15 protein-coding genes and 1 pseudogene are annotated in these 15,051 nt (G+C 61.5%); 14 read left to right on the top strand and 2 right to left on the bottom strand.

The window, feature by feature from the left end; genetic code table 11:
• Positions 1 to 115: 115 nt before the first annotated feature.
• The 12 genes from PY793_RS12995 to PY793_RS12940 all read left to right on the top strand — a co-directional run bounded on the left by PY793_RS12995 (position 116) and on the right by PY793_RS12940 (position 12,102).
• Positions 116 to 2,125: a conjugal transfer protein TraG gene (locus tag PY793_RS12995; RefSeq protein WP_275178460.1), complete on the top strand. Its 2,010-nt coding sequence runs from the start codon at positions 116 to 118 to the stop codon at positions 2,123 to 2,125.
• A 2-nt stretch (positions 2,126 to 2,127) separates the two neighbouring features.
• Positions 2,128 to 2,571, top strand: coding sequence for a CopG family transcriptional regulator (locus PY793_RS12990; RefSeq protein ID WP_275178438.1), 444 nt, complete (start codon positions 2,128 to 2,130; stop codon positions 2,569 to 2,571).
• Between the two features lie 130 nt (positions 2,572 to 2,701).
• Positions 2,702 to 3,679: a P-type conjugative transfer ATPase TrbB gene (gene trbB / locus PY793_RS12985; RefSeq protein ID WP_275178437.1), complete on the top strand. Its 978-nt coding sequence runs from the start codon at positions 2,702 to 2,704 to the stop codon at positions 3,677 to 3,679.
• A complete protein-coding gene (locus PY793_RS12980) occupies positions 3,676 to 4,005 on the top strand; it encodes a TrbC/VirB2 family type IV secretion system protein (RefSeq protein ID WP_275178436.1) in 330 nt (109 codons plus the stop codon). The genes trbB and PY793_RS12980 overlap by 4 nt, the downstream gene beginning before the upstream one ends.
• A complete protein-coding gene (locus PY793_RS12975; RefSeq protein ID WP_275178435.1) occupies positions 4,005 to 4,280 on the top strand; it encodes a VirB3 family type IV secretion system protein in 276 nt (91 codons plus the stop codon). Before PY793_RS12980 ends, PY793_RS12975 begins: the two co-directional genes overlap by 1 nt.
• A 13-nt stretch (positions 4,281 to 4,293) precedes the next feature.
• Positions 4,294 to 6,747 carry a conjugal transfer protein TrbE gene (gene trbE, locus PY793_RS12970; protein WP_275178434.1) on the top strand — a complete coding sequence of 818 codons (2,454 nt, stop codon included), beginning with the start codon at positions 4,294 to 4,296 and terminating at the stop codon, positions 6,745 to 6,747.
• Positions 6,744 to 7,547, top strand: a complete 804-nt coding sequence (trbJ, locus tag PY793_RS12965; RefSeq protein WP_275178433.1) for a P-type conjugative transfer protein TrbJ — start codon at positions 6,744 to 6,746, stop codon at positions 7,545 to 7,547. The genes trbE and trbJ overlap by 4 nt, the downstream gene beginning before the upstream one ends.
• A 5-nt stretch (positions 7,548 to 7,552) precedes the next feature.
• Positions 7,553 to 8,971: a P-type conjugative transfer protein TrbL gene (trbL, locus tag PY793_RS12960; protein ID WP_275178432.1), complete on the top strand. Its 1,419-nt coding sequence runs from the start codon at positions 7,553 to 7,555 to the stop codon at positions 8,969 to 8,971.
• On the top strand, positions 8,971 to 9,654 hold the full coding sequence (trbF, locus tag PY793_RS12955; protein ID WP_275178459.1) for a conjugal transfer protein TrbF: 684 nt from the start codon (positions 8,971 to 8,973) through the stop codon (positions 9,652 to 9,654). Before trbL ends, trbF begins: the two co-directional genes overlap by 1 nt.
• Positions 9,651 to 10,652 (top strand): P-type conjugative transfer protein TrbG, encoded by a 1,002-nt coding sequence (gene trbG / locus PY793_RS12950; protein ID WP_275178431.1) that lies wholly within the window; start codon positions 9,651 to 9,653, stop codon positions 10,650 to 10,652. Before trbF ends, trbG begins: the two co-directional genes overlap by 4 nt.
• Positions 10,649 to 11,845: a TraB/TrbI/VirB10 family type IV secretion system protein gene (locus PY793_RS12945; protein ID WP_275178430.1), complete on the top strand. Its 1,197-nt coding sequence runs from the start codon at positions 10,649 to 10,651 to the stop codon at positions 11,843 to 11,845. Before trbG ends, PY793_RS12945 begins: the two co-directional genes overlap by 4 nt.
• Entirely contained in the window at positions 11,842 to 12,102 is a 261-nt protein-coding gene (locus PY793_RS12940) for a DUF2274 domain-containing protein (RefSeq protein ID WP_275178429.1), read from the top strand. Before PY793_RS12945 ends, PY793_RS12940 begins: the two co-directional genes overlap by 4 nt.
• Here PY793_RS12940 and PY793_RS12935 read toward each other — a convergent pair.
• Positions 12,065 to 12,997: a LysR family transcriptional regulator gene (locus tag PY793_RS12935; protein ID WP_275178428.1), complete on the bottom strand. Its 933-nt coding sequence runs from the start codon at positions 12,995 to 12,997 to the stop codon at positions 12,065 to 12,067. The genes PY793_RS12940 and PY793_RS12935 overlap by 38 nt on opposite strands.
• Positions 12,998 to 13,266: 269 nt before the next feature.
• Between PY793_RS12935 and PY793_RS12930 the strand changes: the two genes are divergently transcribed.
• Positions 13,267 to 13,782, top strand: a complete 516-nt coding sequence (locus PY793_RS12930) for an RNA polymerase sigma factor (protein ID WP_275178427.1) — start codon at positions 13,267 to 13,269, stop codon at positions 13,780 to 13,782.
• Positions 13,783 to 13,896: 114 nt separating this feature from the next.
• Complete coding sequence (locus tag PY793_RS12925; RefSeq protein ID WP_275178426.1) at positions 13,897 to 14,868, top strand: FecR family protein; 972 nt, start codon at positions 13,897 to 13,899, stop codon at positions 14,866 to 14,868.
• Positions 14,869 to 14,952: 84 nt separating this feature from the next.
• Here PY793_RS12925 and PY793_RS12920 read toward each other — a convergent pair.
• Positions 14,953 to 15,051: pseudogene (locus tag PY793_RS12920) on the bottom strand (IS5/IS1182 family transposase); the annotation flags it as partial.

Genomic DNA, 15,051 nt, shown 5'->3' with positions numbered 1-15,051 from the left:
GCTCCATCCGATTTCCTACACAAAGACCGCCGATTGCCGCACGGCTGCTGAATTGTCTTGCCCCACGCGTGGTTATTCCTCCTGACGGACGGATCATCCTGTCATGGAGGTGTTCATGTCCGCGTCCCGTGTGGCCTGGGGCCAGGTAATCCTGGTCTTTGCGATCATGCTGCTGTTCTGGTGGGCCGCGACCGAGTGGACGGCCTGGCGTCTGGGGTTCCAGCCCGAACTTGGGGCGCCCTGGTTCATGCTCGACCATCGCTGGCCCATCTATGCGCCGCCGCTGTTCTTCTGGTGGTGGTATGAGTTCGACGCCTACGCGCCGGGCATCTTCGTGCAGGGCGCGCGAATTGGCGTCGCGGGCGTCGTTCTCGCCGTCACCGTGGCGTTCGCACTGTCGATCTGGCGCGCGCGGGCGCGACGGAGGGTCGAAACCTATGGTTCGGCCCGCTGGGCGGCACGGCATGATATCCGCGCGGCGGGATTACTGGACGAGAACGGGGTCGTTCTGGGTAAATACCGCCGGGCCTATCTCCGGCATGACGGTCCCGAGCATGTGCTGTGCTTTGCGCCCACCCGCTCCGGCAAGGGGGTAGGGCTGGTTATTCCGACCCTGCTGACCTGGCCAGGCTCTGCCATCATCCACGATATCAAAGGTGAGAACTGGCAACTGACGGCGGGATTTCGCGCGACCTTCGGGCGCGTGCTGCTGTTCGACCCGACCAACCCGGAATCGGCCGCTTACAATCCGCTGCTGGAGGTCCGTCCGGGGGAATATGAAGTCCGCGACGTGCAGAACATCGCCGATATCCTGGTGGATCCGGATGGTGCTCTGGAACGGCGCAACCACTGGGAGAAAACCTCGCACGCGTTGCTGGTCGGCGCGATCCTGCATGTGCTTTATGCCGAATCCGACAAGACGCTGGCCGGGGTAGCGAAATTCCTCTCCGACCCGAGGCGGTCGATCGAGACGACCCTATCCGCCATGATGCGGACAAGCCATCTGGGGGAGAGAGGGCCACATCCCGTCGTGGCCTCAGCCGCGCGGGAGCTGCTCAACAAATCGGACAACGAACGCTCCGGCGTGCTTTCCACCGCCATGTCGTTTCTCGGGCTCTATCGTGACCCGGTGGTGGCCATGGTCACTAGAAGATGTGACTGGCGGATTGAGGATCTTGTGTCCTCGGCACAGCCGGTTTCGCTTTATTTCGTCGTGCCGCCCTCGGACATCAGTCGCACCAAGCCGCTGATCCGGCTGATGCTCAACCAGATTGGCCGCCGTCTGACGGAAGATCTGGAGGCGGCGGCTACCCGGCGCAACCTGCTTCTCATGCTCGATGAGTTTCCGGCATTCGGGCGGCTGGATTTTTTCGAAAGCGCCCTGGCGTTCATGGCGGGTTACCGGATCCGGGCCTTCCTGATCGCCCAGAGTCTCAACCAGATCGAGAAGGCATACGGGCCGAACAACAGTATTCTGGACAATTGTCAGGTTCGGGTCAGCTTCGCGACCAATGACGAGCGCACCGCCAGACGGGTGTCGGATGCCCTGGGCACGGCAACGGAGCAGCGGGATTCCACTAATTATGCCGGGCATCGCCTGTCGCCCTGGCTCGGGCATCTCATGGTTTCCCGGCAGGAAACCGCCAGGCCGCTCCTGACTGTGGGCGAAGTCCAGCAGCTACCTGACCATGAAGAACTGGTGATGCTGTCGGGCTGCCCGCCGATCCGCGCCCTGAAGGTTCGTTATTATCAGGATCGCCGCTTTACCACGCGCATCATGCCCCCACCCGATCCGGCGGTGTTCGGGCGGGACGGGGATTCTGCCCTTGATGTGTGGTCTGAACGGGTGGTCGCAGGGGGCATGCCGGGCGTGCCGTCGCCCCCGGATGCCGGATCCAATACCGACGACACCGACGATGCCAACAGTGGCGTCCGCCGGGAACCTGAACTGCCCGAGCATGAGGATATCGTGCCTGAGCGGCCTGACCCGGCCGCCGAGTTCGAAATTCCCGGCAGCGATCCCGAGGCTGAAGCGCAGCGCGCGGCGGAACTGCGTCGGCAGGGGAATATCATCCGCCAGGCCGGCATGGATCGCGATGACGGTCTGGAACTGGGAGGAAACTGACAATGCATAAGCGCAGCAGACGCCTGAACGTCTATTTCGATCCCGATATCCATAAGCAGCTTGAGGCCCGTGCCGTGCGGAGGGATATCTCGAAATCTGCCCTGGTGGAGACGGCGGTGCTGTCGTTCCTGACGGACGATGCCAATGAGAGGCAGGAGGCGGCGACATCGCGCCGCCTCGACCGGCTGTCGCGCCAGATGGCCGGGCTGGAGGAAGATCTCTCGATTCTGGCGGAGACAGTCAGCCTGTTCGTCCGGTTCTGGCTGACCAGCACGCCCCCACTTCCGGAGGATGCACGGGCATCAGCACGCGCCATGGGGCTTGAACGGTTTGAAGGCTTCCTGACCGCGCTGGAACGCAGGCTGGCGACAGGGGATCGATTCCTGCGCGAACGTCAGCGCGATGTCGCGGCGAGGCATGATCCGTTGGGCACCGATCCCACCTGAATGCTCCCAATTACATACGCTTTTACCGCATCCTCTGAAATCCTTGTTGCCAGCGTGTAAATCCGTTCCCTTCTAATGATCCCCGTCGTTGTCCGGAGAGGCCGGATGACCCGTAAAGACGGGGATTTCCATGGCGGTCACATCGATTGAAAGCGCCCCCCGACAGCGCGGCATGTCCATGCTGCGCACGGCGATGGGACCGGCAATTGCCCGACACCTCGCTGATCCCGCGATTGTCGAGGTGATGCTCAACCCCGACGGGCGGCTGTGGATCGATCGTCTGTCCGAGGGGCTGGGTGATACCGGGGAGACCATCACACCGGCTGATGCCGAGCGCATTGTAAGGCTGGTCGCGCATCATGTCGGCGCGGAGGTGCATGAGGGGGTGCCCCGCGTGTCGGCTGAATTGCCGACGGGTGAGCGGTTCGAGGGGCTTTTGCCACCGATTGTGACGGCACCGAGCTTTGCGATCCGCAAACCAGCCGTCGCCGTGTTCACCCTCGACGATTATGTCGAAGCCGGGATCATGGCAGAAGGGCAGGCGGCATATCTCCGTCAGGCAGTTGCAGACCGTAAAAATATCCTGGTCGCGGGCGGGACGTCCACGGGCAAGACCACGCTGGTCAACGCCCTGCTGGCCGAGGTCGCGAAAACTGACGATCGTGTCGTGCTGATCGAGGATACGCGCGAACTGCAATGTGCTGCACCCAACCTCGTGTCGCTCCGCACCCGTGATGGTGTCGTCACGCTGTCCGAACTGGTCCGATCGGCACTTCGCCTGCGCCCCGACCGTATCCCGATCGGCGAGGTACGCGGTCCCGAGGCACTGGATTTGCTCAAGGCATGGGGCACTGGCCACCCCGGCGGCATCGGTACGCTGCATGCCGGCACCGCGATCGGTGCCCTGCACCGCATGGAGCAACTGATCCAGGAAATCGTCGTCACGGTGCCCCGTGCCCTGATTGCCGAGACGATTGACGTGATCGCCGTGCTGTCGGGGCGAGGCACACAGCGCCGCTTGTCCGAACTCGCCACTGTGGACGGGCTCGATCCCGCCACAGGCACCTATCGCATTCATTCAATCAATACCGATGGAGATTCCCAATGAACCTCGCGCTGTTGCGCGTGCGTCGGCACGCGCCTGCCGTCTCTGTCATGCTGCTGTCCATCGCATGGTGCTCCTCGGCCTTGGCCTCGGGCTCGGACATGCCCTGGGAAAACCCGCTCAACGAGATACTGGAATCCGTGCAGGGGCCGGTTGCCAAGATTGTCTCTGTGATCATCATCACCGTGACCGGTCTGACCCTGGCCTTCGGGGAAACATCCGGCGGGTTCCGTCGCCTGATCCAGATCGTCTTTGGACTCAGCATTGCCTTTGCCGCCAGCTCGTTTTTTCTGTCGTTCTTCTCTTTCTCCGGCGGAGCGCTGATCTGATGGCGGCCTATGACGATGACGCGGTGCCGGGATTTCATGTCCCGGTCCATCGTTCGCTGACCGACCCGATCCTGCTGGGTGGCGCGCCCCGTACGGTCGCCATTGCCAATGGCACGCTGGCGGCTGCGATCGCACTGGGCCTGCGTCTGTGGCTGATCGGCGCGGCATTCTGGATCGTGGGGCACACACTCGCGGTCTGGGGTGCGAAGCGTGACCCTTTCTTCATCGAGGTGGGGCGGCGGCATCTCCGCTACCCCGCTTGGCTGCGGGCATAGGGAGGGCAGGGCCATGATGTCCCTTGGCGAATACCGCAATCGTGCTGCCCTCCTGTCAGACTTCCTGCCGTGGGCGGCACTGGTCGGAGATGGTGTTGTCCTGAACAAGGACGGCAGTTTTCAGCGCACCGCAAAAATACGTGGTCCCGATCTCGATAGCGCAACGTCTGCTGAACTGGTGGGTGTGACCGGGCGGTTAAACAATGCCCTGCGCCGCCTTGGTTCAGGTTGGGCCGTGTTCGTGGAGGCACAGCGTGTGCCGGCGACACTTTATCCCGACAGCGATTTTCCCGACGCCGCCAGTCAGATGGTCGATCTGGAACGCCGGGAGCAGTTCGAGGACGAGGGCGCGCATTTCGAAAGCCGGTATTTCCTCACCCTGGTGTGGTTGCCGCCTGCGGAATCCTCTGGGCGTGCCGAACGCTTTCTCTATGAGGGTAGGGAGCATGACGGTCCCGATCCACATGGCATGCTTCACTCGTTCGTGGACCGCACGGACCGGATGCTGGCCCTGCTGGATGGTTTCATGCCCGAGGCGGCGTGGCTGGATGACAGCGAGACGCTGACTTACCTGCACAGTACCATTTCAACCCGGAACCAGCGGGTCCGGGTGCCGGAAATCCCGATGCATCTCGACGCGCTGCTGGTCGATCAGCCGCTGGCGGGCGGTCTGGAGCCGAAGCTCGGCGATGCGTATCTGAAAACCCTGACCATCACGGGTTTCCCCAGCCGGACTTTCCCCGGAATTCTGGATGACCTGAACCGGCTGGCCATGCCCTATCGCTGGTCCACCCGCGCCATCCTGCTGGACAAGACCGATGCGACGAAGGTGCTGACGAAGATCCGGCGTCAGTGGTTTGCAAAACGCAAGAGCATTGCGGCCATTGTCCGCGAAGTCATGACCAACGAGACTTCGGTCCTAGTGGATAACGATGCCGCCAACAAGGCGGTCGATGCTGATCTGGCGCTCCAGTCGCTCGGTGCCGACGATGTGGGACAGGCGTACATCACCGCGACCGTGACGGTCTGGGATGGATCAGCCTCAATCGCCGCTGAAAAACTCCGTCTGGTCGAGAAGATTATCCAGGGGCGCGACTTTACCTGCATGGCGGAAAGCCTGAACGCCGTAGAGGCATGGCTCGGTTCCTTGCCAGGTCATGTTTACGCCAATGTGCGCCAGCCGCCGGTCTCGACCCTGAATCTGGCGCATATGATTCCGTTGTCGGCGGTCTGGGCTGGCCCGGAGATGGATGGGCATTTCAAGGCCGCACCGCTGTTCTATGGCAAGACCGCTGGAGCCACGCCGTTCCGGTTTTCCCTGCATGTCGGCGATGTGGGTCACACGCTGATCGCTGGGCCAACGGGGGCGGGCAAGTCGGTTCTGCTGGCGCTGATGGCCCTCCAGTTCCGACGTTATGCGGGATCGCAGATCTTCGCCTTCGATTTCGGTGGCTCCATGCGGGCGGCAACACTCGGTATGGGTGGTGACTGGCATGACCTCGGGGGTGGCCTAACGGATGATCATCCATCGGGAGAACAGGGCAGTGGCGTTTCACTCCAGCCCCTTGCAGGGATCGACGATGCCGACGAGCGCAAATGGGCCAGTGAATGGGTCGGCCAGATTTTGGTCGGCGAGGGCGTATCGCTCACACCGGATTTGAAGTCCTACCTCTGGTCCGCCCTGAATTCTCTCGCGTCCTCACCCCAACAGGAACGCACTCTGTCGGGGTTGGTGGCACTGCTTCAGTCCAACGCCCTGAAACAGGCGCTGGCCCCATACTGCCTCGGTGGGCCTTATGGCCGCCTGTTGGATGCGGACGCCGAGCGACTGGGTGATGCTGATGTGGTGGTATTCGAAACCGAGGGGCTGATTGGTTCCGGCGCAGCGTCCCCCGTTCTGTCCTACCTGTTCCATCGGATCGAAGGTCGTCTCGACGGACGTCCGACCCTGCTGGTCATCGACGAGGGTTGGCTGGTCGTTGATGACGGGAATTTCTCCGGTCAGTTGCGGGAATGGCTGAAAACCCTGCGCAAGAAGAACGCGTCGGTGATTTTTGCCACGCAATCGCTGTCGGACATCGCGAATTCGCCGATTGCCCCAGCCGTAGTGGAAAGCTGCCCGACACGGATATTCCTGCCCAACGAGCGCGCCGTTGAGCCGCAGATCATGGCGATTTATCGTGATTTCGGTCTGAATGACCGCCAGATCGCCATCATCGCCCGTGCGGCGTCGAAGCGGGAGTATTACTGCCAGACCCAGCGTGGCAACCGGCTGTTTGAACTCGGCCTCGGCCCGGTGGCGCTCGCCCTGTGCGCCGCATCCGGCAAGGACGACCACAGACTGATCGATGCGGTGCTGGCGAAGCACGGGCGGGAGGACTTTCTCCCGGCGTGGTTTGAGGCGCGCGGTGTGTCATGGGCGGCCGATCTTCTGCGTGACGATCGCGGATCGGAGGGCATGCCATGACGGAAAAATCTTTCCGGCTTTGGGCTGAATTTTTCGGTCGTATGAGCGAAAAACATTTCCGCCGAGGTGTCCTTTTCACCTCTGCAATGCTGGCGGTCAGAGGGGCGTTTTCTCCTTTGCATCCGGCTCATGCCCAGTGGGCAGTGTATGACGGCGCAAATCACGTCGAGAATGTTCTGATCGCGGCCCGCACGCTCCAGCAGATCGACAACCAGATCACCTCGCTGGCCAACCAGGCGCAGATGCTGGTCAATCAGGGCCGCAATCTGGCTAGCCTGCCTCTGTCGACATTGTCGACGCTGCAATCAACGATTTCCCAGACAACCGCGCTGCTCGCGCAGGCGCAGAATATCGCCTATAGCGTCCAGTCCGTGGAGCAGCAGTATCAGCAGGCTTACACATCTGTCTCATCAGGCATGTCCGACAGCGCGCTGTTTTCTCAGGCGCAGACACGGTGGCAGAACTCCGTCGGTGGCTTTGAGGATGCCCTGAAATTGCAGGCGCGCGTGGTGGGAAACATCCCCACCGACAGTTCGGCCATGAGCCAGCTCGTGTCCTCCAGCCAGACCTCTACGGGCGCGTTGCAGGCCGCGCAGGCTGGAAACCAGCTTCTGGCCCTGCAATCCCGCCAGCTATCCGACATTCAGGCCGAACTCGCCGCCAATGGCCGCGCCACCGCCCTCCAACAGGCGCGCGATGCCGCGACGGAAGCGGAGAGCGAGGCGCAATACCAGCATTTCTCCCAGCATGACGTTTACGTGCCCGGCACGGTGTCGATGTTCGGTAGCAGCGGGAACTGACCGCCATGGCGATGAGCGACGTTGGCGTTATCGATACTTTCCTGAACACTTTCACCACCACCATCGATACCGGGTTCGGTCTGGTGAAGGGCAACGTGATCTCCTTGGCTGGAACGTTGTCGGTGCTGGACATTGCCCTAGCCGGGCTGTTCTGGGCCTGGGTAGCGGATGAGGACATCATCCAGCGTCTGGTGAAGAAGACGCTGTATATCGGCTTCTTCGCCTGGATCATCAACGATTTCGATGCGCTCTCGAAGATCGTCTTCGACAGTTTCGCGGCTCTCGGTCTGAAAGCCGGCGGTGGTACGCTGGCAGTTTCGGATTTCCTGCGGCCTGGCCGACTGGCCTCGACCGGTTTCGATGCGGCCCAGCCGCTTCTTGATTCTGTCCACAATCTGCTTGGTCCTGTCGCCTTCTTTACGAATTTCATCCAGATCTTCGTGCTGTGCCTGTCCTGGCTGATCGTGCTGGCGGCATTCTTTATTCTGGCCGTGCAGCTTTTTGTCGCCCTGATCGAATTCAAGCTGACCACGCTGGCAGGCTTCGTGCTGATCCCGTTCGCCCTGTTCAATCGCACGGCCTTTCTGGCCGAGAAAGTGCTGGGCAATGTTGTCTCCTCGGGTGTGAAGATCATGGTGCTGGCGGTGATCTCCGCCATCGCATCCGTGCTCTTCAAACAGTTCACCATCTCCTACGGCAGCGATGTTCCCACGATCGGGCAGTCTGTATCGGTGGTGCTGGCTTCACTCGCGATTGTCGGGCTGTCCATCTATGGCGGCAGCATTGCCAATGGACTGATCTCCGGCGCGCCCCAGCTTGGGGCAGGGGCTGCTGTCGGTACCGGTATGGCGGTCGGCGCGATGGGTGCTGCTGCCGTAGCGGGCGTTGGAGCCGTCGCTTCTGGTGGTGCCGCCGCCATCGGTGCAACCGCCGCTGCTGCACGTGGCGGGGCCGCGACCGCCGGGGCCGCCACGTCAGCCTATTCGGCCGGAGCCGCAAGTGCGTCTGGCGGCGCGGGCAGCATGGCCGCCGGGATCGGAGGCATGGGCCGGGCTGTCGGCGGGAATGTCGCGAATGCCGCCAAAGGGGCGGCCTCGCGTGCAGGTGCCTCCCTGAAGGAAAGCTACGCCGCCGGCGGACGCTGGGCCGCGCGCGGGATGGGGGGCGACAGTCCAACGGGCGATGGCGGTGACGGCAGTTCATCCGGTGGTGGTGGTGATCCCACGGGTAGCGGCCCTGCTGGCTCTGGTCCGTCTGGCCCCGATGGCGGTTCCGGTCCGACAACCGGCGGCGAGCCACCGCGCTGGGCACGGAACATGAAACGTCGCAATGCCGCAGCCCATGCCGCCGAGGCGGCTCATGTCATCCGCTCCGCCGATGGCGGCGGCGGGTCGGCGTCCATCGATCTCTCGGAGAAAGAATGATGTTCCGTCGCTCCACCACACGCTACGGGACCACGCCGGAGCCTGTCACCCCGTACCAGAAAGCAGCACAGATCTGGGATGACCGGATCGGCTCCGCCCGCGTCCAGGCCCGCAACTGGCGGCTGATGGCCTTCAGCTCATTAGTCCTGTCTGCCGGACTTGGCGCGGGACTGATCTGGCAGTCCGCGCGCGGCACGATTGTGCCTTGGGTCGTGCAGGTCGATCACCTGGGGCAGGCGCAGGTCGTAGCTCCGGCAACAGCGGGTTATACGCCTGCTGACCCGCAGATCGCCTGGTATCTGGCGCAGTTCATTGGTGATGTCCGTGGTCTGTCGTCCGATGCCGTTGTGGTCCGGCACAACTGGCTGCGGGCCTACGATTTCACCACCACGTCCGGGGCTGTGGCGCTGAACGACTATGCCCGCCTGAAGGATCCGTTCTCACGCATCGGGCACGAGCAGGTCGAGGTGGATATCGCCTCGGTGATCCGCGCCTCGTCTGGCAGTTTCCGTGTCGCCTGGACCGAGCGGCATTATCGCGATGGGGCTTTTGTAGGCACGGAGCGATGGACGGCAATCATGTCTATCGTGCTGCGAACGCCGCGCGATGCCGATCATCTTCGTAAAAACCCGCTGGGTATCTACGTCTCCGCCATCAACTGGTCGAAGGAGCTGGGCCAATGATCCGTCGTGCGCTTCGTGTCCTGCCACTGCTGGTCCTGCCTCTGGCAGGCTGCGCGTCGCAGTATCATCCACCCGTCATCCGCTACGATGACGCGATGCAGGCAACCCGGCTGCCCGATCCGCCGAAGCCGGTTCAGGTGGTTGAAGTCCCCAGACCGCTTCCCTTGCCGGGGCAACTCAAGCCGCTGCCAGCCCGACGTGTGATCCGTTCACCAGCGGACGTTCCTGATCCGACCGTGCGCGTGAGCCAGGCCAATCTGGCCGCGCGCATACAGCCCACGCGCGCCGGCTTCATCAATGCCGTGCAGGTTTATCCCTATAGCGCGGGTGCGCTCTATCAGGTCTACACCTCGCTCGGCGAGATCACCGACATCATGCTTCAGCAGGGTGAAAAGCTGGTCGGCACCGGACCTGTGGCAGCAGGGGATACAGTGCGCTGGATCATCGGCGATACCGAGAGCGGGGCAGGGGCGACCAAACGCATCCATATTCTGGTCAAGCCGACCAGGCCGGATCTCACCACCAACCTGATCGTCAACACGGACCGGCGCACCTATCTGGCCGAACTGCGCTCCACGCCAGCCACTTATATGGCATCGGTCTCCTGGAACTATCCCGAAGACGATCTGATCGCCCTGCATCGGCAGGATAGTGCGGCTGATGATACAGCGCCGGTGGATGCGGGGCTGGACCTGAACGCGCTGAATTTCCGTTATGCCATCCAGCCAGTGAAAGGCGGCACGCCGCCTTGGCTGCCCGGCCGGGCGTTCGATGATGGTCACAAGGTCTATATCGCCTTTCCGGCCGGGATCGGGCAGGGGGAACTGCCGCCCCTGTTCGTGCTGGGAGCCGATGGCGGGCCGGAACTGGCCAATTACCGGGTAAGACAGAACTGGATGATCGTCGATCGCCTGTTTGCCGCTGCGGAGCTACGGCTCGGGGATAAACACAGTGAGCAGCGCGTTCGAATTGTCCGCACCGACGGACGGCGCTCATGACGGACGGGCAGGAAGAGGAACGGAATGAAAGGGGTGATGGCGACGCGGAAAACGTGTCCCCTGCGTCCCCGCCACCTGATCTGCGTTTGCGGGCCGAGCGGCCCCATGTGGTGCGGTTGTCACGCACCGTGGTCTGGTCTTTGGGAGGTGTCGCCATGATCGCGGTGGCGTTTGCTCTGGGCTATGCGCTGGAAAGCAGCCACCAGGCTCCCCCCTCGACGGAGGCGCAGGACGTGGACGCGCATTCGTCCGCCGATGGTCTGGCAGGACTGCCGTCCGACTATGTCGGCAAGAATGTGCCGAAGCTGGGACCAGCGTTGCCCGGCGATCTGGGGCATACAATCCTGCACGCACAGGAGCAGGGAAAGGTCGCGCCCGGCGGCGATGATCGCCGCGCCGCGCAGGAGGTGGAGGCTGCGATCGCCAGCAAATTGTTCGTGCAGGCGGGAGACCGGAACCGGGGCAACGAACAGGCAACGCTACCCGCGCCAGGTGCTTCTGCTTCCCAGGCAAACCCGGCCTCTGCGACCGACGCACAATCTGGAAACCGTGCCTTTCTGGCGGGACAGCCTGACCGGGCGACGACCAGCCCGGACCGCATCATACCGCCTGTCTCGCCCTATGTGCTTCAGGCGGGTACTGTCATCGCGGGCGCACTGAACACGAAAATCAGCTCCGACCTGCCGGGCCAGATTACCGGGCATGTGACCCAGAATGTCTATGACAGCCCCACCGGACGCTTCCTGCTGATCCCGCAGGGGAGCCTGCTGTTCGGGGCGTATAATAGTGGCATTTCTTTCGGACAGCAGCGCACCCAGATCATCTGGACCCGGCTGATCTTCCCGAATGGTGACAGCCTGGTGCTGGAAAAGCTGCCGGGTGGCGACGCCATCGGCCAGTCGGGCCTGTCTGATGAGGTCAACAACCACTGGGGTCAGCTTTTCAGGGCCGCCATTGTGACCACGCTTCTGAGCGTGGGATCAGAGGCCGGAACCAGCCAGAGCGAGAACAATCTGGCCCAGGCGATCCGCTCCGGGGCCAGCAATGGTTTCTCGATGGTTGGCAACCGGTTGATCGATCGCAGCCTGAACGTCCAGCCGACCCTTACCGATCGGCCGGGGCTGCCTTTCACCGTCGTCCTTAACCGCGACCTTGTCCTGAAACCTTGGCACGCAAAGGAAACATCACCATGACAACCCTGCGCATCACTGAAATTCTGGATGAAAAGCCGGTCCGCATGACCGTGGACTTACCGGCGGACCTCCATCGTGATCTGGTGGCTTACGCAGCGCTGGTCAGCCAGAATGGTCAGCCCGTGGACCCGGTCCGTCTCGTACCGCACATGATCCGTGGCTTCATCGCCTCGGACCGTGGGTTCCAGAAGCTCCGGCACGGGGCACAGCGACGTAACCCTAAAACGCAGCCGCCTGCTGCTCCAGAAAACGGATGACCTTTCGTACGGCTGGCGGACAGGTCTCACGCAGCCAGGCAGCGCCATAGGCGAAGTGGGAAAATCCATCGCCGTCGATCACCTCCACCACCGCGATCCGTTCCCGGATGGAAGAGGGCAGGAAGGCACGCCATGTGTCCGGCAGCAGGACGATACTGCTGCCATTTGCCGCGAGGGCTACGACCCGCAGGCTTCTGACGGCCTCCTGTCGTGTCGTGGGCACGAAGCCAGCCTGCCGCATTTTGCGCGTCAGCAGGGTGAACAGTTCTTCTCCAGTCTCATCCTTGCCGATCAGAAAAGTCGCACCATGCAGTTCGGCCCATGAAACGGTTCCGGATTGTGCCATCGGATGTTCCACCGACATGACCGCAACGATGCGATCGCTCCAGAATGGGATGGATGCAACTCCGGCGTCGGGTAATGGCAGCGTCATGACGGCCAGATCAATCGTACCATCTTTGAGGGCTTGAAGCAGATCGTTCCTTGTCGCGTCCTGCCAGGCGAAGGAAATTTCCGGCTCTGTCAGGCGGTATGGCTCCAGCATGTCCGAAACGCGGCCAGGAGGGAGGCTGCCTTGTAGACCTACAGACACGACCCCGTTATCGCCATGGCTCCAGCGCCGTGTCCGTTCATAAAGAGCTGTTGTTTTATCTAATAACTCTGTTGCGTCCCGCAGGAACATGGTCCCGGCTGGTGTCAATTTCGTGCCACTGGATGTCCGACGGAACAGTTGCACGCCCAGCCGCTCTTCCAGCAATCGCAGTGATCGGCTGAGAGCGGACTGTTTGCCGCCCAGCGTCCGTGCGGCTGCATGGATACTGCCTTCGCGCGCAATCTCGCGCACGCATTGCAGTTCGCGTAAATCGAGGGGCGGTCGTCTGGCCCGCATGCTCATCTCGGTCCACCGTGTAGGGGTGGAGGACGGTCGTTGCTGCCGGTATATGTTTCTCCCGCATATCGCGTAAATTCTCTCATGGTATGCGCCCTCCAAACGGTATGACGTTGGAGGCGCGGAAGATTCCAATGCGACATTCAAAACGTGACAATAACCAGCTTGCCGGACTGTCATAAACGAGATAACAATTGAAATTAAGAATAGATCGCAAGTTTCCCTATTCGGGGTGACCTCGTGTGGAGAGTAGTCAAGGCTCGGAAACGGTGGACATGTTGGAACAGACAGGCTCGGTTGGTGCCCTGTATGCAAAGCATCAGAGCGCTCTACTGAAATATGCCCGAGGCCTTGTCAGCGATCGATCCCAGGCAGAGGATATTGTGCAGGAAGCGTGGTTACGGTTTGGCAGGATCGTAGCCGACGTCAGTCCTTCGGACCCCTTGCGTTATCTCTATAGTATCGTGCGCAACCTCGCGATTGATTATCGCCGCCAGAAAATACGCGAAAATGGTCTGCTTGATCCGGGTGCCCTTGAAACGGTCGCTGAACACGCGACAGATGGTGAGGCGCCACCTGACCAGATCATGCGCGACAGGAACGCGGTTGACGCAGTAAGGGCGGTTATGACCGCAATGCCGGAACAAATGCGGGTTGCTTTTGAGATGCACCGCTTTGACGGATACAAGCTGCGCGAGATCGCCGAGCATCTGCGTATTTCCGTCTCCATGGCGCATGTTCTGGTATCCGAAGCGGTGGATCGCTGCCGGCAACATGTCGAGTGGCCATGAGAAAATGATCCTCCGCTCTGGAAAAAATACCTTGGTCCGCGTCAAACACATTGGAAGGACATCCCATGCCACCGGGCATAGTCATGTTCTGTGTCTTGATCGCAAAGGAGCGTAATGGCGACGCAATCTGATCCGGTCCGTGAGCGCGCCCTGAAAGACGCGACCAACTGGCTTATCCTGCTTCAGGAACAAGCAGATGATCCTGTGACACAGCAGGAATTCCGTCAGTGGCGGGCGGCCTCGTCTGTCCATGAGGACGCATGGCTTCATACGGAAAAAACGATGGGCATTGTGGAGCAGCTTCGGCCGGGTCACACTCGCGCCAAGGTTCCGCAATCTGAGACGGTCGCTTTTGTTCAACGGGTTGGCGAGCGGTCACGTTCATGGCGATGGAGCATGGCTGGAGTGACCGCTCTCGCAGCATGCTTCGCCCTGGTTTTTATAGCGCCGGAAATCGCACTGCGTCTGCGCGCCGACAAGCTGACGGAAGCGGGGCAGAGTATTGTAGTTCCGCTTCCCGATGGCAGTTCCATCAGGCTTGGCCCATCGAGTGCGCTGGCGTTCGATGGCGACCGGCGGCATATCGTCCTGTTGAGAGGGGAGGCATTGTTCTCGGTCGCTCATGATGAGCGTCATCCGTTCGTCGTGAAAACGGGGATTTTTCAGACCGAAGATATCGGAACCGTGTTCGACGTACGTCGTGAGGGCGAGAGTATCGCTGTCGCCGTGAAATCTGGCCGGGTCAGTGTAAGAGGGGGAACTCTGCCTGCCGCCGGACAGGAACTGGGCGAAGGACAGTCTCTGACGGCGGACACTGCAGTCTGGCACATGCGGAGCGGTCAATCGGATCAGATTGGAGCGTGGGCCGACGGGCTGCTGGTGGCGAATGACGAACCGATGGGCGAGGTTATTGAGCGCCTGCGTCCATGGTTGCGGGGAAAGGTCATTGTGTCATCGCGATTGGCTATGCAGCCCATTTCGGGCGTTTATAGTCTCTCGGATCCTTCCGCGATACTGGACGCTATCGCTCACGCACGTCAGGCAAGCGTCCGACGAATTGGTCCGTGGTTTGCTGCGATCTATTGATCATCGTCATGGCATAAACTCGTTGTTCTTCCGACCTGACAACTGCTGCCTGAGACAAGGTCGTGCGTGGGTTAGGCTCAGGACTCATTCTTTAAGATAGAAGATGAAGCTTGCTGCGATATGGATTGCGGACATGAAGGTGTGAGCGCAACGGTCATATCTGGTCGCAACACGTCGCCAGTC

Origin of the sequence: Acetobacter fabarum, from assembly GCF_029069195.1 — a bacterium.
Classification (GTDB): Bacteria; Pseudomonadota; Alphaproteobacteria; order Acetobacterales; family Acetobacteraceae; genus Acetobacter; species Acetobacter fabarum_A.
Note: the sequence above shows the minus strand (reverse complement) of the source record. Positions and strands in the feature narration are given on the sequence as shown.